The organism is Streptomyces lacaronensis (assembly GCF_047337785.1).
Lineage (GTDB): Bacteria > Actinomycetota > Actinomycetes > Streptomycetales > Streptomycetaceae > Streptomyces > Streptomyces lycopersici.
The window spans coordinates 8397991-8419690 of the sequence record NZ_JBLHDK010000003.1 but is presented as its reverse complement, the minus strand read 5'-3'; the positions used below and the strand labels follow the sequence as shown (position 1 = coordinate 8419690).

At 72.2% G+C, this 21700-nt stretch carries 22 protein-coding genes and 1 riboswitch; of the genes, 13 read left to right on the top strand and 9 right to left on the bottom strand.

Going from position 1 to position 21700, the window contains the following annotated elements; genetic code table 11:
• Positions 1-9: 9 nt before the first annotated feature.
• A complete protein-coding gene (locus tag ACMTAK_RS36195; RefSeq protein ID WP_413810066.1) occupies positions 10-630 on the top strand; it encodes a TetR/AcrR family transcriptional regulator in 621 nt (206 codons plus the stop codon).
• Between the two features lie 332 nt (positions 631-962).
• Positions 963-2519 carry a phytoene desaturase family protein gene (locus tag ACMTAK_RS36190; protein ID WP_413810065.1) on the top strand — a complete coding sequence of 519 codons (1557 nt, stop codon included), beginning with the start codon at positions 963-965 and terminating at the stop codon, positions 2517-2519.
• A gap of 117 nt (positions 2520-2636) precedes the next feature.
• On the opposite strand, the gene ACMTAK_RS36185 is transcribed toward ACMTAK_RS36190, so the two are convergent.
• The 5 genes from ACMTAK_RS36185 to ACMTAK_RS36165 form a co-directional block, all read right to left on the bottom strand.
• The gene (locus ACMTAK_RS36185) at positions 2637-3611 is read right to left on the bottom strand and encodes a hypothetical protein (RefSeq protein ID WP_413810064.1); all 975 of its coding nucleotides are present in this window, start codon (positions 3609-3611) and stop codon (positions 2637-2639) included.
• Between the two features lie 40 nt (positions 3612-3651).
• Positions 3652-4569, bottom strand: coding sequence for a methylenetetrahydrofolate reductase [NAD(P)H] (metF, locus tag ACMTAK_RS36180; RefSeq protein ID WP_413810063.1), 918 nt, complete (start codon positions 4567-4569; stop codon positions 3652-3654).
• Positions 4570-4860: 291 nt separating this feature from the next.
• Positions 4861-5535: a thiamine phosphate synthase gene (gene thiE, locus ACMTAK_RS36175; protein ID WP_413810062.1), complete on the bottom strand. Its 675-nt coding sequence runs from the start codon at positions 5533-5535 to the stop codon at positions 4861-4863.
• 112 nt (positions 5536-5647) lie between these two features.
• Positions 5648-6013, bottom strand: a complete 366-nt coding sequence (locus ACMTAK_RS36170; protein WP_037949046.1) for an Rv2175c family DNA-binding protein — start codon at positions 6011-6013, stop codon at positions 5648-5650.
• A gap of 114 nt (positions 6014-6127) precedes the next feature.
• Positions 6128-7309, bottom strand: a complete 1182-nt coding sequence (locus ACMTAK_RS36165) for an NAD(P)/FAD-dependent oxidoreductase (RefSeq protein WP_413813102.1) — start codon at positions 7307-7309, stop codon at positions 6128-6130.
• Positions 7310-7774: 465 nt separating this feature from the next.
• A riboswitch (TPP riboswitch) is annotated at positions 7775-7888 on the top strand.
• 87 nt (positions 7889-7975) lie between these two features.
• On the opposite strand from ACMTAK_RS36165, the gene thiO reads away from it, so the two are divergent.
• The 5 genes from thiO to pknB all read left to right on the top strand — a co-directional run bounded on the left by thiO (position 7976) and on the right by pknB (position 13094).
• A complete protein-coding gene (thiO, locus tag ACMTAK_RS36160; RefSeq protein WP_413813101.1) occupies positions 7976-9151 on the top strand; it encodes a glycine oxidase ThiO in 1176 nt (391 codons plus the stop codon).
• On the top strand, positions 9148-9348 hold the full coding sequence (gene thiS / locus ACMTAK_RS36155; RefSeq protein ID WP_020872049.1) for a sulfur carrier protein ThiS: 201 nt from the start codon (positions 9148-9150) through the stop codon (positions 9346-9348). The genes thiO and thiS overlap by 4 nt, the downstream gene beginning before the upstream one ends.
• A gap of 8 nt (positions 9349-9356) precedes the next feature.
• Positions 9357-10310 (top strand): thiazole synthase, encoded by a 954-nt coding sequence (locus ACMTAK_RS36150; protein WP_413810061.1) that lies wholly within the window; start codon positions 9357-9359, stop codon positions 10308-10310.
• Positions 10311-10607: 297 nt separating this feature from the next.
• A complete protein-coding gene (locus ACMTAK_RS36145) occupies positions 10608-11066 on the top strand; it encodes an SRPBCC domain-containing protein (RefSeq protein WP_413810060.1) in 459 nt (152 codons plus the stop codon).
• Between the two features lie 87 nt (positions 11067-11153).
• On the top strand, positions 11154-13094 hold the full coding sequence (gene pknB / locus ACMTAK_RS36140; RefSeq protein WP_413810059.1) for a Stk1 family PASTA domain-containing Ser/Thr kinase: 1941 nt from the start codon (positions 11154-11156) through the stop codon (positions 13092-13094).
• 54 nt (positions 13095-13148) lie between these two features.
• On the opposite strand, the gene ACMTAK_RS36135 is transcribed toward pknB, so the two are convergent.
• The gene (locus tag ACMTAK_RS36135; RefSeq protein WP_413810058.1) at positions 13149-13958 is read right to left on the bottom strand and encodes a maleylpyruvate isomerase family mycothiol-dependent enzyme; all 810 of its coding nucleotides are present in this window, start codon (positions 13956-13958) and stop codon (positions 13149-13151) included.
• A 106-nt stretch (positions 13959-14064) separates the two neighbouring features.
• Between ACMTAK_RS36135 and ACMTAK_RS36130 the strand changes: the two genes are divergently transcribed.
• Entirely contained in the window at positions 14065-14940 is an 876-nt protein-coding gene (locus ACMTAK_RS36130) for a deoxyribonuclease IV (RefSeq protein ID WP_413810057.1), read from the top strand.
• A gap of 89 nt (positions 14941-15029) precedes the next feature.
• Positions 15030-15536, top strand: a complete 507-nt coding sequence (locus ACMTAK_RS36125; protein ID WP_413810056.1) for a DUF4396 domain-containing protein — start codon at positions 15030-15032, stop codon at positions 15534-15536.
• Positions 15537-15636: 100 nt separating this feature from the next.
• On the opposite strand, the gene ACMTAK_RS36120 is transcribed toward ACMTAK_RS36125, so the two are convergent.
• A complete protein-coding gene (locus ACMTAK_RS36120) occupies positions 15637-16260 on the bottom strand; it encodes a sulfite oxidase-like oxidoreductase (RefSeq protein WP_413810055.1) in 624 nt (207 codons plus the stop codon).
• A gap of 158 nt (positions 16261-16418) precedes the next feature.
• Here ACMTAK_RS36120 and bfr point away from each other — a divergent pair, with 158 nt between their 5' ends.
• The gene (bfr, locus tag ACMTAK_RS36115; protein WP_413810054.1) at positions 16419-16934 is read left to right on the top strand and encodes a bacterioferritin; all 516 of its coding nucleotides are present in this window, start codon (positions 16419-16421) and stop codon (positions 16932-16934) included.
• Positions 16935-17012: 78 nt separating this feature from the next.
• Here bfr and ACMTAK_RS36110 read toward each other — a convergent pair whose 3' ends face one another.
• Both ACMTAK_RS36110 and ACMTAK_RS36105 read right to left on the bottom strand, forming a co-directional pair.
• The gene (locus tag ACMTAK_RS36110; protein WP_413810053.1) at positions 17013-17276 is read right to left on the bottom strand and encodes a (2Fe-2S)-binding protein; all 264 of its coding nucleotides are present in this window, start codon (positions 17274-17276) and stop codon (positions 17013-17015) included.
• 150 nt (positions 17277-17426) lie between these two features.
• Positions 17427-18776, bottom strand: a complete 1350-nt coding sequence (locus ACMTAK_RS36105) for a class II 3-deoxy-7-phosphoheptulonate synthase (protein WP_413810052.1) — start codon at positions 18774-18776, stop codon at positions 17427-17429.
• Between the two features lie 230 nt (positions 18777-19006).
• On the opposite strand from ACMTAK_RS36105, the gene ACMTAK_RS36100 reads away from it, so the two are divergent.
• The 3 genes from ACMTAK_RS36100 (at position 19007) to ACMTAK_RS36090 (ending at position 21643) form a co-directional block, all read left to right on the top strand.
• Positions 19007-19543, top strand: a complete 537-nt coding sequence (locus ACMTAK_RS36100) for a hypothetical protein (protein WP_413810051.1) — start codon at positions 19007-19009, stop codon at positions 19541-19543.
• An 18-nt stretch (positions 19544-19561) separates the two neighbouring features.
• A complete protein-coding gene (locus ACMTAK_RS36095) occupies positions 19562-19618 on the top strand; it encodes a trp operon leader peptide (RefSeq protein WP_198268090.1) in 57 nt (18 codons plus the stop codon).
• Between the two features lie 93 nt (positions 19619-19711).
• A complete protein-coding gene (locus tag ACMTAK_RS36090; RefSeq protein ID WP_413810050.1) occupies positions 19712-21643 on the top strand; it encodes an anthranilate synthase family protein in 1932 nt (643 codons plus the stop codon).
• The last annotated feature ends 57 nt before the right edge of the window (positions 21644-21700 follow it).

The window sequence follows — 21700 nt, the reverse complement described above, 5'->3', positions numbered from 1 at the left end:
ATCGGCGCCATGGACAGCAGCAGCACGCGCCGCCAGGCCACCCGGCAGAAACTCTTCGAGGCAGCGGTCACCCTCATCGCCGAACAGGGCTTCTCCTCCACCACCGTGGACGAGATCGCCGAGCGGGCCGGGGTGGCCAAGGGCACGGTCTACTACAACTTCGCCAGCAAGACCGTGCTCTTCGAGGAGCTGCTGCGGCACGGCATCGAGCTGCTGACCGCCTCGCTCCAGACCGCCGCCGACGAGAACGCCGAGCGCGGCGGCAGCCATGTGGACGCGCTGGACGCCATGGTCCGGGCCGGGCTGGACTTCATCTCCCGCTATCCGTCGCTGACCCAGCTGTACGTGGCCGAGCTGTGGCGCACCAACCGCGCCTGGCAGTCCACCTTGATGATGGTCCGGCAGCGGGCCATAGCGGTGATCGAGGCCGAGCTGCGGGCCGGGGTGGCCACGCATGAGCTCAGCGAGGACATCGACATCCCGCTGACGGCCTCGGCGCTGTTCGGGATGGTGCTGGTGGCCGCGCTGGACTGGCAGTCCTATCAGCCGGAGCGGTCGCTGGAGGATGTGCACGCGGCGCTGTCACGGCTGCTGCAGGGCCGCGTCGGCGGGACCGTGGCCTCGGGGTGAAAGCAGAAGGCGCTGTTCCGGCAGATCGACCTTCATCGACCTGACCGGAACAGCGCCTCCCCCCGTAACTCCCCCGAACTTCCCCCGTTGGAGACTCCTGGTCCGGAGACTCCCGGTGACTCCCACCTTTCGTCCGGGCCCGCGCCGTTCCGCCGCCCCGTGCCGGCGGTGCGGCGCGTGCCCTTCCGTGTGCTCCACTCTCTCGTCCGCGCAGGTGGCGGCCCATCCGCGCGGCTACTCATCTCCCCGGCTGAGTACGCGTACTCAGCTCTGCGCGTTCGTCCCCAGGCACGGTGACCCGGCTGTCGGTGGGGGCGGATAAAGTCGCGGTCATGGCACGGATTGTGGTGATCGGCTCCGGGATGGGCGCCATGGCGGCGGCCGCCCGGCTGGCCGTGGCGGGCCACCGGGTGGTGGTGTACGAGCGCGGGCGCACCCATGGCGGCGGGGTCGGCCGCTTCGAGCGGGACGGCTTCCGCTTCGACACGGGCCCGGGGCTGCTGCATCTGCCCGCCGTCCACCGGGATCTGTTCGTGAAGACCGGCAAGCAGACCCTGGAGCAGAGCGTGGAGCTCGTCCAGGTCGACCCGGCGAGCCGGCACCTCTTCGCCGACGGCACGGACGTCCGGCTGCCCAACGCCTCGCGCGCCGGGGTGCTCCGGGCGCTGGACGGCGCCTTCGGCGCGGGCGCGGGCGAGCGCTGGAGCGATCTGGTCAACCGGGCGCGCGGGGTGTGGGACGCCACCCGCAGACCGCTCCTGGAGGAGCCGCTGCGCGCCGACTGGCGGGTTCTGGGCCGCGACCCCTATCCGGCCGCCCCCGTGCGGCGCGGCCGGCTCGGCGGCCTGTTCCGCCGGGGCGGCACCGCCGGGCCGCCCACGCTCGCCGAGGTGGCCCGCCGTGAGCTGGGGGATCCGCGCGCCGTGGCCCTCCTGGAGAGCCATGCGCTGGCGCACGGCCTGGACCCGCGCTCAGCCCCCGCCGCGGCCACCGTGCTGCCCTACGTCGAGCAGACGTTCGGCACCTGGTATGTGCGCGGGGGGATGCGGGTGCTCGCCGATGCCCTCCACGAGCGCTGCCGTCAGCGGAAGGTGGAATTCCACTTCGATGCCGAGGTCACCGGCATCGTGGAGAAGGACGGCCGTGCGGCGGGTGTGGAGCTGGCCGACGGCAGCGTCGCGGAGGCCGACGCGGTGGTCTCGGGCATCGACCCCGCGCTGCTGCCCCCACTGCTCGGCGGGCAGCAGCCCTGGCGGGAGGGGGACGTGCGGCCGGAGCCCGGCGCGGGCGGCGGCACCCCGGGGCGGCTGACCGTCTTTCTGGCGCTGCGCGGCGCCCGCCCCGAGGACACCGCGCACCGCACCGTGGTCCACGCCCCGGACCGCGACGCGGAGTTGGCCGCCGTCTTCGGCGACGGCCAGGGGCTCCGCGAGCCCTGCCCCCGCCCCACGGTGACCGTGCTGCGTCCGGACGACCCCACCGCGCGCCCGGACGCGGAGCACGAGGCCGTCACCCTTACCGCCGTCGTCGCCCCGCACGGCCCGGTGGACTGGGCGGACGGCGCGGCGGCGGAGCAGGACGCCCAGCGGCTGATCACGGCCGCCGAGGCCGCGATACCGGATCTGCGGGGGCGGCTGCTGTGGCATGAGGTCCGCACCCCCGCCGACACCGAGGCGGAGACGGGCGCCCGGGGCGGTGGTGTTCCGGGCCCGGTGCTCGCCGGGGCGGACGGCGCGTTTCTGCGGCCCGCCAATGCCACCCGGATACCGGGTCTGTATCTGGCGGGCGGCTGGGCCCATCCGGGCGGCGGGCTCGCCCACGCGGGGATGTCGGGCGCGCTGGTGGCCGGGCTGATCGTCGAGGGCGGGGACTGGCGCGGCTCCCAGTAGCGCGGCCCGGGCGGCGCGTCCCAGCCGTAGCGCGGGCCCGGGAAACCCGCGGTGCGGGCCCTGGAAACGCGCAGGTGGGTGCCGCTCCCGGGAGCGGCACCCACCTGTCGGCGGAGCTCAGTAGCGGTACTGCTCGTCGAAGCCCTGGGGGTAGCCCTGGTCCTGGCCCTGCTGCTGGTACGGATACGCCTGCTGGTCCGCAGGGGGCGCGGCGTCGCCCTCGCGCTGCTGCGGCACCCAGAGCCCGCCGGACTGCATCACGTCGTACGCCGGGTCCGTCGGGGCGTAGCCGGCCTCGGCCGCCCAGTGGTCGCCGCCGCCGTAGGTCCCGCCGTACGGATCCTGCTGGCCGTAGGCCGCGTACTGGTCGGCGTACTGCTGCTGGCCGTACGCCTGCTGGTCGTAAGTCTGCTGGTCGTAGGGCTGGGCCTGGGGCTGGGCGCCGCCGTACGGGTCCTGGCCGTAGGCCGCGTACGCCTCGTTCCCATAGCCGTACTGCCCGGCCTGGCCCATCTGGTCCGCGTAGACGTCCTGGCCGTAGTTGTGGCCCTGCCCCTGGCTGTGGTCCTGCTGCGCGCCGTAGCCGCCGTACGTCTCGTACGCGCTGTAGCCGTCCGCCGTCGCCTCGCTGTACGCGCCCGAGGCCGGGGTGAAGGGGGACGGCTCGTCGTAGACGCCGTACTCGCCGGTGTCGTCGGGCATCGGCTGCGGCTGGTACGCGGGCGGCTCCGGCGGCGCCGCCGGGACCGCCTCCAGGTCGGAGACCTCGAGGATCGGCTCCTTGTCCGCGTCGTCCGGCCGGACGCTCCTCCCCTCGCGCCCGAGCAGCCCCGGCAGCCCGCCGCTCAGCGCCCAGCCCGCGGCGAAACCGCGCCGGAAGGAGAGGGTCACATACGTCTGGCCGACGGCGAAGGCGATCGCGCCCGCACCGATCACCGGAACCGACGGAATCAGCACACCGAGGACCACGCCCAGGAAGCCGACGAAGGCCAGCAGCCGCCAGCGGAGCCGCGCCTTGTACTGCAGGAGGACCTCTCCCAGCAGCCATAGCGCGACGACGCCGAAAGCGATGTAGAGGACCGTCCAGCCCATGCCCGCCCCTCTCAATGCGGCCGCCCGTCGGCTGCCGTCATCAGGACCGCTGATGCAGTCCCAGATTCTCGTAGATTTCCAGCGTCGCCGTGGAGTGGTTCAGGGTAATGAAGTGCAGCCCGGGGATCTCCTCGGCCATCAACCGCGCGCACAGCTCCGTGGCGTAGTCGATCCCTACCGAGCGTACAGCCGCCGGGTCGTCCTTCACCGCCAGGATCCGCTCGGCCAGTTCGGGCGGGAACGCCGCATTGCTGAGCTGCGCGAACCGCTCGATCTGCTTGACGTTCGTGACCGGCATGATCTCAGGGATGATCGGTGTCGTACAGCCCGCTGCGGCGACCCGGTCGCGCAGCCGCAGATAGTCCTCGGGGTAGAAGAACATCTGCGTGATGGCGAAGTCGGCGCCCGCGCGGCACTTGTCGATGAAGTGACGGATGTCGGTGTCCCAGTCCGTCGAGCGCGGGTGCATCTCGGGGAACGCGGCCACGCCGACACAGAAGTCGCCGGACTCCTTGATCAGCTGGACCAGATCGGCGGCGTAGGTGAGACCGTCGGGGTGCTGGATCCACTCCCCCATGGGATCGCCCGGCGGGTCGCCGCGCAGGGCCAGCATGTTCCGGATCCCGGCGCCGGCGTACTGCCCGATGATGTTGCGCAGCTCGGCCCGGGAGTGATTGACCGCGGTCAGATGGGCGACGGGGGTGAGCGTGGTGTCCGTCGCGATGCGCTCGGTGACACGCACGGTGCCCTCGCGGGAGGAACCGCCGGCTCCGTAGGTCACGGAGACGAAGGTGGGCGAGACGGCTTCCAGCCTGCGGATGGCGTTCCACAGCGTCTGCTCGCCCTTCGCCGTTTTGGGGGCGAAGAATTCGAAGGAATACGACTGCTCGCCCGACGCGAGCAGATCACGCACGGTCCGGGCGCGATCGGTCCTGGTGGAAGCGGTGCCTAGGGCCATATGCGCAGGCTATCGACCCGGCCCGGCTACGCCCACCCGACCTCGGAGATATGGGGGTTTTGCCAGCTTCCTGTCCGCAGTGCGGACAGTTCCGTACGCCTTCGACCGGCGGACGGGCCGGGCCGGATGAAAGGTGGGTGAAGCCCGGGTGAAGAGCAGGACCGGGCCGCGGGGCGGGCCCCACGCCGGTTCGGGCCGGGCCCCATCCCGGTCGGACCGGATCCATCCCGGTCAACCCGGACCCGGTCAGGCCGGACCCAGTCGGGCCGGACCCAGTCGGGCCGGACCCGGTCAGGCCGTCGCGCGGACCCGCTTCGCCAGCTCGGCCGTCGCCCCCGCCGGGTCGTCGGCGGCCGTGATGGCCCGGACCACGACGATACGGCGGGCCCCCGCCTCCAGGACCTGGTCCAGGTTGGAGGCGTCGATTCCGCCGATAGCGAACCATGGCCGCTCCGTGCCCAGCGCGGCGGCGTAACGCACCAGGGAAAGCCCCGGTGCGGGGCGGCCCGGCTTCGTGGGGGTGGGCCAGCAGGGGCCGGTGCAGAAATAGTCCACACCGGGCTGGACGGCCGCCGCGTCCACCTCCGCCTCCGCGTGGGTGGAGCGCCCGATCAGTACGCCCTCGCCGAGGATCGCGCGCGCCGCGGGCACCGGGAGGTCGCCCTGACCCAGATGGAGCACATCCGAGCCGATGGCATCCGCGATGTCGGCCCGGTCGTTGACGGCCAGCAGCTTGCCGTGCCGGCGGCAGGCGTCCGCGAAGACCTGGAGGTGCTCCAGCTCCTCGGCCGCCTCCATCTCCTTGTCCCGGAGCTGGACGATGTCCACCCCCGCCTCCAGGACGGCGTCCAGGAACTCCGGCAGATCACCCTGGCGCTTCCGGGCGTCGGTGCACAGATAGAGGCGGGCGTCGGCCAGCTGCTCGCGAGCGGTGGCGGTGGCGGTGGCGGTGGCGGTGGTGGACATGGGCCCCCCGGAGGGTCGGGCGGCGTACGGGCCGTGAGCGGAGCCCGGCCCGTACGCCAGATGCGATCAGGGTCCGATCAGGTTGCGATCAGGGTGACGGTGTCAGACGGCGTCAGACGGCGAGGGCCTGAGCGCGCCGCTTCACTTCCGTACCGCGATTCTCGCTCAGGGCCCGTGCCGGGGTGCCGGGCAGGCTTGGGTCAGGGGTGAAGAGCCACTCCAGCATCTCTTCGTCGCTGAAGCCGTCGTCCTTCAGAAGCGTCAAGGTCCCCACGAGGCCCTTGACGACCTTTCCGTCACCGATGAACTCCTCGGGCACCTGAAGGACCCTGTTCTCGCCACGGCGCACGGCGATCAGCTGGCCCTCCTTGACCAGCTGCCGGACGCGTGTCACCTCGACCCCCAGTCGTTCGGCGACGTCGGGGAGGGTGAGCCAGGCGGGGACGAGAGCATCGATCTTTGCGTCAATCTCGGTCACGGAACAAGCCTGCCATCTGGGACTGACAGTGGGTAGCCGGGCGTCCGCCGAGCGGGCCGCCCGCCCCGCCCCCGGGCGCCCCGGCCGACGGCCGATCGGCGGTCGGCCCGCCGGTCAGCGGATGGCCGACTTCAGCGGCACCGAGGGGTCCTCGGCCCGCGTCCGGTCCAGCCGGGCGCCACGCTCGATCAGCTTGCGCCCCTGGGCCAGATCGCGCGGACGGCCGACGGCCAGCAGGGCGACCAGGGCGCCCTCGCGCAGCCAGCACACCGACCAGGCGGCACCGGCCGGATCGCCGCGCCAGACCAGCTCGTCGGCCTCCGAGTGGTGCCCGGCGTACTGCACGAAGCGCCCGAACTGCTCGGACCAGAAGTACGGCACCGGGTCGTACACCACACCGGGGAAGTGAGCGGCCGTCCGGCTCCCCACCACATTGGCCGCGACGGTGCGCGGGCCCTGGAGCGCGTTGTCCCAGTGGTGCACCAGCAGCCGCGTTCCGTAGCGGGCGGACGGGAAGGAGGCGCAGTCGCCGACCGCGTAGACGTCCGGCGCGGAGGTGCGCAGCCGGTCGTCGGCGACGACGGACCGGTCCTCGGCCAGCTCCACGCCCGAGCCCGCGAGCCAGTCCGTGGCGGGCCGGGCCCCGATCCCGACGACCACCGCGCCGGCGCGCAGCCGGGTGCCGTCGCCGAGCAGCAGCCCGCTCTCGTCGACGGAGGCCACTCGGGCGCCCGTGACCAGCCGGGCGCCGTAGTCCTCGTACCAGGCCGCCATGGGGGCCGCGACCTCGGCCGGGAGCGCGCCCGCCAGCGGCCGGTCCGCGGCCTCGACCACGGTCACGGCGCAGCCCGCCTCGCGCGCCGCGGTGGCGAACTCCGCGCCGATCCAGCCCGCCCCCACGACCGCGATCTCGCGCTGCCGGGCGAGCACCGGGCGCAGCCGCTCGGCGTCGTCCAGCGTGCGCAGCAGATGGACGCCGGGCTCTCCTTCGCTGCCCGGCAGCGGGATCGGCTCGGCGCCTGTGGCGATCACCAGGACGTCGTACAGGAGCTGGCCGGTCGCGGTCTCGACGAGCCGCTTGTCCGGGCGCAGGCCGGTGACCTCGACGCCGAGCCGCAGCCCGATGCCGAGCCCGGCGAAGTCCACGTCGAGCGTCGAGCCCTCGGCCTTTCCGAGCAGTACGGCCTTGGACAGCGGGGGCCGGTCGTAGGGCTGGTGGGGCTCCGCGCCCAGCAGGACGATCTCCCCGGTCCAGCCGTGTTCGCGCAGCGCGACGGCGGTTTGCACCCCCGCCATGCCCGCGCCGACGATCACCACGCGCTGTCCGGCGCCGTTCGAGGACGGCTTCGTCGTCGTCTCATCGCTCACACGATCACTGTATTGCGGCTGGTGGGGCGGACTGGAGAGCGGCTTACGAGAGGTCGGACACAAAGCGGGGTGGGGGCGGACGGGGGCCGGACCAGGGGTGCGGGTTGTGGGCGCCTCCGGCGGTGAGCCCCCACCCCGCCCCTTCCCGAAACGAAGGGGCTCCGCCCCCTCGCCCCCTGCCGGGGCTCCGCCCCCGACCCCGCTCCTCAAACGCCGGAGGGGCTGGGAGTGCGGGGCCGCCCCCGACCCCGCTCCTCACCCGTCGGAGGGGCTGGGAGTGCGGGGCTCCCCGACCCCGCTCCTCACCCGTCGGAGGGGCTGGGTGAGGAGCTGGGTTTCCTGGTGTACGGCCGCTCTTTCGGGCGATTCGGGGCACGTACTAGGGTGGCGGGACAGAGCACTCGCGGGAGCCCGGGCGGACCGGGCTGAGAGGGAGGCTGGGACGGCCTCCGACCGTACGAACCTGATCCGGGTCATGCCGGCGAAGGGAGGGGCACCGTGTCCACGCACGCACCAGGTCACGGTCACGGTCACGACGACGGACCTCAAACATCAGGCGGGCCGCCAACCGGCGGACGCTACGACGCCCTCGTCATCGGCGGCGGCATCATCGGGCTGGTCACGGCCTGGCGGGCGGCCCAGCGCGGGCTGCGCACCGCGCTCGTCGACCCCGCGCCCGGCGGTGGAGCCGCCTGGGTCGCGGCCGGGATGCTGGCGGCCGTCACCGAGCTGCACTACGGCGAGCAGACCCTGCTCGGCCTCAACATGGCCTCCGCACGCCGCTATCCGGACTTCGTGGCCGAGCTCGAGGAGGCCGGCGGCCAGGACGTGGGCCACCGCGCGTGCGGCACGCTCGCCGTCGCGTTCGACGCCGACGACCGCGCCCATCTGCGCGAGCTCCACACCTTCCAGCAGGGGCTCGGGCTGGAGTCCGAGTGGCTGACGGGGCGTGAATGCCGCCGTCTGGAGCCGATGCTCGCGCCGGGCGTACACGGCGGGCTGCGTGTCGCCGGTGACCACCAGGTGGATCCGCGGCGGCTGACGGCGGCGCTGCTCACCGCGTGCGAGCGGGCCGGGGTCGCCTTCCACCGCGACCGCGCGGAGCGGCTGCTGCTGGACGGCGACCGCGCCACCGGGGTCGAGCTGACCGGGGGTACGCGCCTGGCCGCCGAGCGGACCGTACTGGCCGCCGGAAGCCTCAGCGGACGGCTCGCGGGCGTTCCCGAGGACGTCCTGCCGCCCGTACGGCCCGTCAAGGGACAGGTGGTGCGGCTGTCGGTGCCCGAGCGGTACGCGCCGTTCCTCTCCCGGACCGTACGGGCCGTGGTGCGCGGCGCGCCGGTGTACCTGGTGCCGCGAGAGAACGGCGAGTTGGTCATCGGCGCGACCAGCGAGGAGCTGGGCTGGGACACCACGGTCACCGCGGGCGGGGTGTACGAACTGCTGCGGGACGCCCATGAGGTGGTGCCCGGCATCACCGAACTGCCGCTGGTGGAGACGTCCGCCGGGCTGCGCCCCGGCTCCCCCGACAACGCCCCGATGCTCGGCCCGACCGCGCTGCCGGGGCTGTTGCTGGCCAGCGGTCACTTCCGCAACGGTGTGCTTCTCACCCCGATCACCGGCGATGTCATGGCCGAGGCCCTCACCAGCGGAGAACTCCCCCCGGAGGCCCGGCCGTTCAGCCCGCGGCGCTTCGCGGCCCCCTCGGCGACTTCCTCTCCCGGTGCCCCCGGCGCCGCGCACTCCCCAGCACAGGAGCAGCACACATGACCGTCTCCGTCAACGGCGAGCCTCGCGAGGTGCCCGAGGGCACCACGCTCGACCGGCTCGTCGCGACCCTCACCCAGGCGCCCTCGGGTGTCGCCGCCGCCGTCAACGAGACGGTTGTCCCGCGCACCCAGTGGTCCGCGACCTCGCTCGGCGACGGCGATCGCGTCGAGGTCCTCACCGCGGTCCAAGGAGGCTGATCCCCACCATGGCTCCCACCAAGACCACCACGACCACCACGACCACCGCGACCACCCCGACCACACCGGCGGCCCCGGCCGCCCCGGCCACCACAGCCGTCACCACCGCCCCCGACGCCCCCGACGCCACGACGGCCCACGGCGCCGCCGACCGCGCGACGCTCGCCACGCCCGATCCGCTGACCATCGCCGGGACCGACTTCGGCTCCCGGCTGATCATGGGCACGGGCGGCGCGCCCAGTCTGGACATCCTGGAGCGTTCGCTGCTGGCCTCCGGCACCGAGCTGACGACCGTCGCGATGCGGCGGCTCGACCCCACGGTGCAGGGGTCGGTGCTCTCCGTGCTCGACCGGCACGGGATCCGCCCGCTGCCCAACACCGCCGGGTGTTTCACCGCCGGTGAGGCCGTGCTCACCGCCCGCCTCGCCCGGGAGGCCCTGGGCACGGACTGGGTCAAGCTGGAGGTGGTCGCCGACGAGCGCACCCTGCTCCCCGATCCGATCGAGCTGCTGGACGCGGCCGAGATCCTGGTGGACGACGGGTTCACGGTCCTGCCGTACACCAATGACGATCCGATCCTGGCCCGGAAGCTGGAGGACGTCGGCTGCGCCGCGATCATGCCGCTCGGCTCCCCGATCGGCTCCGGGCTCGGTATCCGCAACCCGCACAACTTCCAGCTGATCACCGAACGCGCCACCGTGCCGGTGATCCTCGACGCGGGCGCGGGCACGGCGTCGGACGCCGCGCTGGCCATGGAGCTGGGGTGTGCGGCGGTGATGCTCGCCTCGGCCGTCACCCGGGCCCGGGAGCCGGAGCTGATGGCGGGGGCGATGCGGCACGCCGTGGAGGCGGGGCGACTGGCCCACCGGGCGGGCCGGATCCCGCGCCGCCACTTCGCCGAGGCGTCGAGCCCGGCCGAGGGCCTGGCCGCCCTGGACCCCGAGCGCCCGGCCTTCGGCTAAGCGCTCCGCTGGACGTGCCGGGATGCGTCGTCGGCCGACTGCGGCGCCGTCGTGGCTGGTCGCGCCCACGCGGCGGAGCCGCATATCGACACAGCCCCGCGCCCCTTCGGGGCGCTGCCCGAACCGTAGCGGACTTCCTCTGACCTGCTTGGGCCCTGGGCGTTCGGCTACGCCCTGGGCGTTCGGCCAGGTCCCGCACGTTCGGCCAGGGCTCCTGGCCTTCGCCAGCCGGTGTCCGGGCCCCTCGGGGGCCTACCGTGGAGGGAGGGAGCAGCCCACAGCCCGGAGGTGGTCGCCGTGACCGTGACCGTGGACGACCGGATCGAGCGCGAGGTGTACGTACCGGCGCCGATCGACCGGGTGTGGCGGGTGCTGACCACGCCCGAGTACATCCGCGCCTGGTATGCCCCCGGCGGCTGCGAGATCGATCCGCACCCCGGCGGGCGGCTCCGGTTCCGCTGGGACGAGCACGGAGAGTTCCACGGCATGGTCGAGCGGGCGGTTCCGGATGCCCTCTTCCGCTTCCGGCTGGCCCTGGAGCCCGATCACGCCCCCTCGGACCCCGGCGAAGCCACCCTCGTGGAGTTCGCGCTCTCGCCCGAGGGGCGGGGCACCCGGCTGCGGTTCGCGGAGAGCGGTATCCGCGCCCTGGCCGTCCCCGACGACGCCAAGGCGAAGCACGCCGAGTACGCCACGCTGTCCTGGACCTCCGCGCTGGAGGAGCTGGCCGCGATCGCCGCCGCGTCGCACAACTGACCCGCCGATGTCACCGTTCCGCTGCAGTGCCCGCCCCACCTGAGGCGGGCGGTCCTGGCCGATATCGGCGCCTCGTAGACTTCCTCCGTGGATACGACCCTCCAGGACCCCCTCGTCGGGCAGGAGCTCGACGGCCGCTACCGCATCGAGGCGCGCATCGCCGTTGGCGGGATGGCGACGGTCTACCGGGCCGTCGACACCCGGCTGGACCGTGTGCTCGCGCTGAAGGTGATGCATCAGGGCCTCGCCTCCGACGCCGCCTTCGTCGAGCGCTTCATCCGGGAGGCGAAGTCCGTCGCGAGACTCGCGCACGCCAACGTGGTCGCCGTCTACGACCAGGGGACCGACGGCAGCCATGTCTATCTGGCCATGGAGTACGTCTCGGGCTGCACCCTGCGCGATGTGCTCCGCGGGCGCGGGGCACTGCGTCCGCGCGCCGCGCTGGACATCCTGGAGCCGGTGCTGGCCGCGCTCGGCGCGGCCCACCGCGCCGGTTTCGTCCACCGCGACATGAAGCCCGAGAACGTGCTGATCGGGGACGACGGCCGGGTCAAGGTCGCCGACTTCGGACTGGTCCGGGCGGTGGACACCAACACCAGCGCCTCCACCGGCAGTGTCCTCGGCACCGTCTCGTATCTCGCGCCCGAGCAGATCGAGCACGGCACGGCCGACACCCGCGCCGATGTCTACGCCTGCGGTGTGGTGCTGTACGAGATGCTGACCGGCGCCAAGCCGCACGGCGGCAGCACCCCGGCGCAGGTGCTCTACCAGCATCTGAACGAGGACGTCCCGCCGCCCTCCGCCCTCGCGCCCGGGGTCGCCCCGGAGCTGGACGCGCTGGTGGCCTCGGCCACCGCGCGCGCCGTCGACGCGCGCCCCGCCGACGCCGTCGCGCTGCTGAGCACGACCCGCGCGGTGCGGGCCGCGCTGACCGACGACCAGCTGGACGCGGTGCCGCCGCAGGCCAAGGAGGACAACTCGGCCGGGTCCGAGAACCGTACGGCGGTGATTCCGCGCCCGGCGGCGGCCGTCCAGGACCAGGACCAGCTCAACCACACCAGCCGTCTGGAGCTGCCCCCGGAACCGCCCCGGCAACAGGGGCACCGCGGGGGCGGCCGCGGCGGCCGGGGCCGGTTGCCGCGCCGCGGGATCGTGACGATCGCCGCCGCGGTGCTGCTGGCGATCGCCCTCGGCGTCGGGATCTGGTACATCAGCGCCGGCCAGTTCACCGAGGTCCCGCCGGTGCTGCGGAAGACCCAGGCGGAGGCCGAGAAGAAGCTGCACGCCGCGGGTCTCGACGTGAAGGTCGTCAACGAGTTCAGCGATGTCATCCCCAAGGGGAAGGTCATCGGCTCCAAGCCCGGTCCGGGCGAGCGCGTCCGCGACACCGGCACCGTGACCATCCGGGTCTCCCAGGGGCGCCCACGGGCCGAGGTGCCCAATGTGGTGGGCATGCCGCTCGCCGAGGCCAGGCGGAAGATCGCGGACCAGGGGCTGACGGTCGGCAAGGTCACCGGCCGCTTCAGCAGTGAGACGGCCCAGGGGTCGGTCCTCTCGACCAGCCCGGGGCCCGACTCCGTGCGCCGCCCCGAGACGCCGGTGTCGATCGTGGTCAGCAGGGGCCAACCGGTCGACATCCCGGATGTGGTGGGCGATTCGGTCGACGAGGCCCGGTCCACGCTGGAGGACGAGGGCTTCAAGGTGAAGATCGCCGAGCGGCAGGTGTTCTCGGAGGAGGACAAGGGCTCGGTCGCCGAGCAGTCCCCGTCGACGGACGACAAGGCCGCCAAGGGCGACACGGTGACGCTGACCATCTCCAAGGGCGTGCAGATGGTCGAGGTGCCGGACGTCACGGGGATGAACGTGGACGACGCCAAGGCGGAGCTGGAGGACGCCGGGTTCGAGGTGGACGTCGAGAAGGCGCTGCTGTTCCCCGGGGACAAGGTGCAGGACCAGTCGGTGGAGGGCGGCGACGAGGCGCCCAAGGGCAGCACGATCACCATCAGGACCAAGGGCGGCGTGTTCTGAGGGCTCGGGGACGGATGGCGGCGGCCGGACGGCCAACGCCATCCGTCCGGCGGCTCATCCGAAGCTGACCCGCTCCAGCCAGAAGTCCAGCAGCTTCTCATCGCCCAGGATCTCCACGCCCGCACCGCGGGCCGGGCGCCGCTTGTAGATGATCAGCAGCAGGTCGGTCAGCGGCCCGCGCACCGCGACCGCGGCCTTCTCATGCGCCCGCCGCCAGATGATCGTGTCGCCGGTGAGGTCGACCACCCACTCCGCCGCCACCTCCGGCGCGGTGTCGGTCGCGTGGAAGTGCAGGGTGCGGCCGGGACCGAGCAGCTCGCGCATCCAGGGGTGGACCTCGAAGTGCATCGGCAGCGAGCCGAGCGCCAGCCACTCGTCGAACCCGTCCAGTGCCACCTCCTGGTCGAGGGTGTACTCCGCGCCGAGGGCGAGGACCGCGTCGGCCCGGTGAATCGCGGTCTCATGGGTGAAGCGGCGGGCGTAGAAGTCCGCGCGCCCACCGGCGACCTGCCCGAAGTCCGGCACCGGGGTCCACAGCCGCGCCTCGGGCCCCGCCTCGCGCAGCGTGTCGGCCAGCATCTGGGCGCCCTCGACCAGCCAGGGGGCGAGCTCGGCGGGGTCCTCCTCCGCGTACGGCGACAGATCACGGAAGTGCTCATCGGGCAGCGCTTCCGTGGCCCGGGTGCGCACCAGTTCCTCGGCCCACCGATGGGTCCCGCCGAGATGGCGCAGCAGCTGCCCGACGCTCCAGCCGGGGCAGGTGGGCACGGGACGGGTCAGATCCGCGCCCTCGACCGAGCCCCGCAGCAGCTGGGTCTGGGCGACGATCTCGGAGCAGCGACGGTCAAAGCTCAGCAGAGTCATGTACGTCACAGTAGGGGCGCCCACCGACAGCGGCTCCCGGCCCGGGGGCCTTGACCTCACCGAGGGGCGGCAACGGGGGCCCTTCGCGCCTGGGACCCTTGATGGCGTGAGTACGCATACCATCCGCAACCCCATCGGTGGCCATATCCGGGTAGCCGGCGGCCTGGCCACTGTCGGTCTGGCGCACGCCGCCGACATCGGCGCCGAGACCGTCCAGGTCTTCGTCGCCAATCCGCGCGGCTGGGCCACACCCGCCGGTACGCCCGCCCAGGACGAGGCGTTCCGCGTCGGCTGCGCCGAGCGGTCGATACCGGTGTACGTCCACGCCCCCTACTTGATCAACTTTGGCTCGCACACCGAGGCCACGGCCGAGCGCTCCGTCGCGTCCCTGCGCCATTCGCTCCGGCGCGGCCGGGAGATCGGCGCACTCGGTGTGGTCGTCCACACCGGCTCGGCGACCGGGGGACGCCCGCGTGCCACCGCGATCGCGCAGGTACGGGAGCGGGTGCTGCCGCTGCTGGACGAGCTGACCCGGGACGACGACCCCTGGTTGCTGCTGGAGCCGACCGCCGGGCAGGGCACCTCGCTGTGCGCGCTGGTGGAGGATCTGGGGCCGTACTTCGAGGCGCTGGACCGGCACCCACGCCTCGGTGTCTGCCTGGACACCTGCCATGTGTTCGCGGCCGGCCATGACCTCGCCGCCCCGGGCGGTGTGAAGCAGACGCTGGACGAGCTGGTGGCCGTCGCCGGTGAGGGGCGGCTCAGGCTGATCCACGCCAATGACTCCAAGGACGTGGTCGGCGCCCACAAGGACCGGCACGCGAACATCGGCGCCGGGCACATCGGGGCGGAGCCGTTCCGCGAGCTGTTCACCCACCCCGCGACCGAGGGGGTGCCGCTGGTGATCGAGACACCGGGCGGTACGGAGGGGCATGCGGCGGATGTGGCCCGGCTGAAGGAACTGCGCGCCGGGGTGACCTGAGAACGCGCCCGGCGCATTGAGGAATACCCCTAGGGGGTATAGCGTTGACAGTGGTCGACGAATCCGCGATCACCGCTGGGGGTACGGACATGCGACAGCATGAGCACACACAGAGCGGACCTCATGAGCACCAAGACCATGACCATGAGCACCACGGGGGCACGACGAGCTGGTCGATGGCAGCCCAGGCGACCCTGCACTGCCTCACCGGCTGCGCCATCGGCGAGGTCGTGGGCATGGCCATCGGCACGGCCCTGGCCTGGCACAACGTCCCGACCATGATCCTGGCGATCGTGCTCGCCTTCGTCTTCGGCTACTCCCTGACGATGCGGGGCGTGCTGCGGGCGGGGCTGGATACGCGCAGCGCGCTGCGGGTGGCGCTGGCGGCCGACACCGTATCGATCACGATCATGGAGCTGGCCGACAACGCGACGATCGTCGTCTTCCCGGGCGCGATGGACGCGACACTGTCGGACGTTCTCTTCTGGCTCAGCCTGGCCCTGTCGTTCGTGGTGGCGTTCCTGGTCACCACGCCGGTCAACAGGTGGATGATCGGTCGGGGCAAGGGGCATGCGGTGGTCCACCAATACCACTGACCGCGCCACGGGTGACCACGCCACGGCGGCGCGCCCGAACATCGCTACCCGGCGGCCCGGCCCAGGGTCCTTCTTCCAACGGAGATCCGTCAGAAGGGCCCTAGAGCTCCGGGCCGTCGCCCGGCTCCTCCTGGTAGGAGTAGCGCTTCTCCGTCCAGGGGTCGCCGATGTTGTGGTAGCCGCGCTCCTCCCAGAAGCCGCGGCGGTCGGCGGTCATGTACTCGACCCCGCGCACCCATTTCGGGCCCTTCCAGGCGTACAGATGGGGCACCACCAGCCGCACCGGAAAGCCGTGCTCCGCGGTGAGCAGCTCGCCGTCCTTGTGGGTGGCGAAAATCGTGGTCTCCGCCATGAAGTCGGACAGCCGCAGATTCGAGCTGAACCCGTATTCGGCCCACACCATCACATGGGTGACATCGGGCGCCGGCGGTGCGAGCCTCGCGATCTCCAGCGAGGGAACCCCGCCCCATTCGGCGTCGAGCATGCTGAATTTGGTGACGCAGTGCAGATCGGCCACGACCGTCGAGTACGGCAGGGCCGAGAACTCCTCATGCGTCCAGCAGTGTTTTTCGCCGTCCGCCGTGGCGCCGAAGACCCGGAACTCCCATCGGTCCGGCTTGAACTTCGGGACCGGCCCATAGTGCGTAACCGGCCAACCGCGCTGCAGTCGCTGCCCAGGAGGCAGCTTCGCGAGCTCCCCCTCGCGGCTTTCCGACTGACCCATGGGCTCCATGGTCTCAGACCGCCGGGGGTGGTCGTGACCAGGGCATCGGGGACGGGAACAACTCGTACTAAGCGTGCACTTACTGGACGCCCCAACAGGCGCGGTGCGACGATGCGCGGAACCTGCCGTTCCCGATCGGATTGGAAGGAGCCCCTCCGATGCAGGGTGACCCCGAGGTCCTCGAGTTCCTCAACGAGCAGCTGACCGGCGAGCTGACCGCGATCAATCAGTACTTTCTGCACTCAAAGATGCAGGACCACTTTGGCTGGACTCGGCTTGCCAAATACACCCGGTCGGAGTCTTTCGACGAGATGAAGCATGCGGAGATCCTCACCGACCGCATCCTTCTTCTGGATGGGCTGCCCAATTACCAGCGGCTCTTCCATGTCCGGGTGGGCCAGACGCTGACCGAGATGTTCCAGGCCGACCGGCAGGTGGAGATCGAGGCGATCGACCGCCTCAAGCGGGGCATCGAGCTGATGCGGTCCAAAGCGGACATCACGTCGGCGAATCTCTTCGAGTACATCCTCGCCGACGAGGAACTCCATATCGACTATCTCGACACCCAGCTGGAGCTGATCGAGAAGCTCGGTGAGCCCCTCTACATCGCCCAGCAGATCGAGCAGCCCGGCGACAACGGCGACAACTACTCCGGGAGCGGCAAGGGCCACTGAGCCCGCGGTGGCGGAACTCGCGGCGGCGGAACTCGCGGCGATCGAACCGGCCGCCGGTCGGGCCGAACGGTCCGCCGGTCAGGCCGCCTCGGCCGCCGTCGACCCCGGGAGGGAAGCGGCAGCGGATGCCGTCGTCGCGGCCGTCGTCAGGACGACCGGGTCCAGCGCCTCGCGCCGGGGGCACGCACCGCGGCCCAGCAGCGCCTGGATCTTCCGCACGCACGATCCGCAGTCCGTGCCCGCCTTGCAGGCACCGGCGATCTGGCGCGGGGTGCACGCACCCGCTTCCGCGTGCTGACGCACCTGCTGCTCGGTGATCCCGAAGCATGAGCAGACGTACACGGGCTCTCCAGCGGTGGCGTCGATAATGGCATTGATCAGTGAGGTAACCCTTACCTTACCTGCCGCGCCGGACCCCCACAACGCACAGCGGGCGCGGATCCCTGTGATCCGCGCCCCACCTGCGTCTTTGTGATCTCTACTGGTCGTGCCCTACTGGTCCCGGTACATCTCAGCCACCAGGAACGCCAGGTCCAGCGACTGGCTGCGGTTGAGCCGCGGATCGCACGCCGTCTCGTAGCGCTGGTGCAGATCGTCGACGAAGATCTCGTCGCCGCCGCCCACGCACTCCGTGACATCGTCGCCGGTCAGCTCCACATGGATGCCGCCCGGATGGGTGCCGAGCTCCTTGTGGACCTCGAAGAAGCCCTTGACCTCGTCGAGCACGTCGTCGAAGCGGCGGGTCTTGTGCCCGGACGCCGCCTCGAAGGTGTTGCCGTGCATCGGGTCGCAGACCCAGGCGACCTGCGCACCGGAGGCGGTCACCTTCTCGACCAGATTGGGCAGCTTGTCGCGGATCTTGTCCGCGCCCATCCGGGTGATGAAGGTCAGCCGGCCCGGCTCGCGGTCCGGGTCGATCCGCTCGATCAGCGACAGCGCCTCTTCCGGCGTGGTCGTCGGGCCCAGCTTCACGCCCACCGGGTTACGGACCTTGGAGGCGAACTCGATATGCGCCCCGTCCAGCTGCCGGGTGCGCTCGCCGATCCAGACCATGTGCCCGGAGACGTCGTACAGCTCACCGGTGCGCGAGTCGGTGCGGGTCATCGCCGTCTCGTAGTCCAGGACCAGCGCCTCGTGCGAGGAGAAGAACTCGACGGTCTTGAACTCCTCCGGGTCCACCCCGCAGGCGTTCATGAAGGCCAGCGCCCGGTCGATCTCGCGCGCCAGCGCCTCGTAGCGCTGACCCGAGGGCGAGGACTTGACGAAGTCCTGGTTCCAGGCGTGCACCTGCCGCAGGTCCGCGTAGCCGCCGGTGGTGAAGGCGCGCACCAGGTTCAGCGTCGAGGCCGACGCCTGGTACATCCGCTTCAGCCGCTGCGGGTCCGGGATCCGCGCCTCGGGGGTGAACTCGAACCCGTTGACGGAGTCGCCACGGTAGGTGGGCAGGGTCACCCCGTCCCGGGTCTCGGTCGGCTTGGAGCGCGGCTTGCTGTACTGCCCGGCGATCCGGCCCACCTTCACCACCGGGACGGACCCGGCGTAGGTCAGCACCGCGCCCATCTGGAGGAGCGTCTTCAGCTTGTTGCGGATCTGGTCGGCGCCCACGCCGTCGAATGCCTCGGCGCAGTCACCGCCCTGGAGCAGAAACGCCTCGCCCCGCGCCACGGCCCCCAGGCGGTGCCGCAGCGCGTCGCACTCGCCCGCGAAGACGAGCGGCGGATAGGACTCGAGCTCAGCGATCACATCGCGCAGAGCCGCTCGGTCCGGCCAGTCGGGCTGCTGCGCCGCGGGAAGAGACTGCCAGGTGTGGCCACCGGCGTGGGTTTCAGCGTTCACGGTCACCCGCACAAGGTTACGGGGTCTCCACGGCCGTCCAGCCCGCTGCCCACAGGGTGAGACACGGCCGCACCCAGCACACGCAGGACGCGTCGCGCAAGAACGGGCGTTCGGGCATCCTCCAGCCATTTACGGACAGCCCGTGAAGATGTCGTGATGGAACCGTGCGCTCCTCGGACGCTGTTCGGGTGACCGGCCCACTCCCGTGGCCGGTGCCCATTCCGAAGGAGTGCCCCATGAGGAAGTTGCTCCGCCGCGGTGCCGCCGCCTTCGCGGCCGCCGCCTCGCTCGTACTGATGTCGCTGGGCGCCACACCCGCCCAGGCGGACTCATCGGCCATCGCGTCCGGGATGACCTGGACCGTGCTCGCGAAGGGGACCGACGGCACGGTCAGGGTGGGCGCGGACTCCGCGACCGACGCGTACAACGGTGACACCGCGGCCACGGCGACACTCCCCATGCTGTGCCTGAGAGTCAACGGCAGCGCCGTGCCCGGTGGGATCACCCCGGACTTCTACGCGGGCTGGGCACGCGGCACCGTGGCAGCGACGCCGCCCGTGCTGGGCAAGTCGCTGACCAGCCGGGCCGCGGCGGACGCGATCTGTGCGCGGTACTACGGCGCGGACTGGCGGGAGGCCGAGTTCCACGACGGCCGGTACGGCGCCAACCTGGAGGCGAGCGGTGGCTGGTCCTTCTGGGCGTACGGCTACGTACCCGAAGGCACCCGCTTCTGGACCGCGATCGACGATCAGCCCGCCAACCCCTGGAACTGATCCTGTAGGGTCCTCGACATGCACGCGCGACTGACCATGACCTGGTGGTGGACCGCTCATCCGGCGGCCCACTGAATCGCGCACTCCCAAGATCTCGCGAAGGCCGCCCGAGGGGCGGCCTTCGGCGTTTCCGCGGGTCGTTCCTCATTCCGGAAGGAATCACCCGCCATGCAGAACCCCCAGGCCCAGGCCGTCGTCGCACGGCTGCTCTCCGACGACGCGCCGCCCTTCGCCCTGCTGCACCGACGCACCCCCGGCCGGGCGCCCGACACCGTGGAGGTGCTGCTCGGCCCGGTCGGCGAGGTGGAGCGGCTGGCCGACATCCCGCTGCCGACCGGGACCCCGCGGGGCGGCGCCCCGGTGGCGGACGCCCTCGCGCTGGTGCCGTTCCGGCAGATCCGCGAGCGCGGGTTCGAGGTGCGCGACGACGGGACCCCGCTGGCCGTGCTGCGCCCGGAGGAGGGCTACGAGCTGCCGCTCGCCGAGGCGCTGGAGGCGCTGCCCGGCCATCCGGTGCGGGTCGAGGACGGGGCGTTCGACGTGGATGACGACGCGTACGCGGAGATCGTGAGCCGGGTCATCGAGGACGAGATCGGCACCGGCGAGGGCGCCAACTTCGTCATCCGAAGGACGTTCCGGGGCGAGATCCCGGGGTTCGCGAGTACCGACGCGCTCGCGCTCTTCCGGCGGCTGCTGGCCGGGGAGCGGGGCGCCTACTGGACGTATGTGGTGCGGCTGGCGGACGGGCGGACGCTGGTGGGGGCCAGCCCCGAGGTCCATGTGCGGATGTCCGGGAGGACGGTCGTGATGAACCCGATCAGCGGGACGTACCGCTACCCCGAGGGCGGGCCGGGCGCCGAGGGGCTGCTGGAGTTCCTGCACGACCGCAAGGAGGTGGAGGAACTGTCCATGGTCGTGGACGAGGAGCTGAAGATGATGTGCACCGTCGGCGACATGGGCGGGACGGTGATCGGGCCCCGGCTCAGGGAGATGGCGCACCTCGCGCACACCGAGTACGAGCTGCGCGGCCGCTCCTCGCTCGACGTCCGGGAGGTGCTCCGCGAGACGATGTTCGCGGCGACCGTCACCGGCTCCCCGGTGCAGAACGCGTGCCGGGTGATCGAGCGGTACGAGCCCGGTGGCCGTGGCTACTACGCGGGGGCGCTCGCGCTGATCGGACGGGACGGCGGCGGCGCCCAGACCCTGGACTCGCCGATCCTCATCCGCACCGCCGACATCGACGCCGGGGGATCGCTGAGGGTGGCCGTCGGCGCCACGCTGGTCCGCCACTCGGACCCGAGCGGCGAAGTGGCCGAGACGCATGCGAAGGCGGCCGGGGTGCTGACCGCGCTGGGCGTGCGGCCCGCGCCCGTACGGCCGGAGGCGGAGGGCCCGCGGCCACGGCTCGCGGACGATCCGCGGGTACGGGCGGCGCTGGACGCGCGGCGGGCGGACCTGGCGCCGTTCTGGCTGCGGATGCAAGCCCCCGAGGAGCCCCGGATCGGGGGGTTGTCCGGGCATGCCCTGGTGATCGACGCCGAGGACACCTTCACCGCGATGCTCGCGCATCTGCTGCGCACCTCGGGGCTGACCGTGACCGTGCGGCGGTACGACGAGCCGGGGGTGCGCGAGGCGGCGCTGGCGCATCGGGGGCCCGTGGTGCTCGGCCCCGGTCCCGGTGACCCGAACGACACGGCCGATCCGAAGATGCGGTTCCTGCGGGCGCTGGCCGCCGAGCTGGTGGCCGGGCACCGGCACGGGCTGCTGGGGGTGTGCCTGGGGAACGAGCTGATCGCGGCCGAGCTGGGGCTGGAGATCGTCCGCAAGGACGTGCCGTTCCAGGGCGCACAGGAGCGGATCGACTTCTTCGGGCGCGAGGAGACCGTCGGCTTCTACAACACCTTCACGGCGCGCTGCGACGAGGCGGCGGAGACGGAGCTGGCGATGCACCGCGTGGAGCTGAGCCGGGACCGGGCGACCGGCGATGTGCACGCGCTGCGCGGGCCGGGCTTCGCCGGGGTGCAGTTCCACCCGGAGTCGGTGCTGTCACGGGACGGGGCGGCGCTGGTGACGGAGTTGCTGGCGGCCGTGCTGGTCTGAAGGGCCCGCAGGCCCGAGGGACGGCTGGCCCGAGAGGCCCGGCCGCCAAGGGGGGCG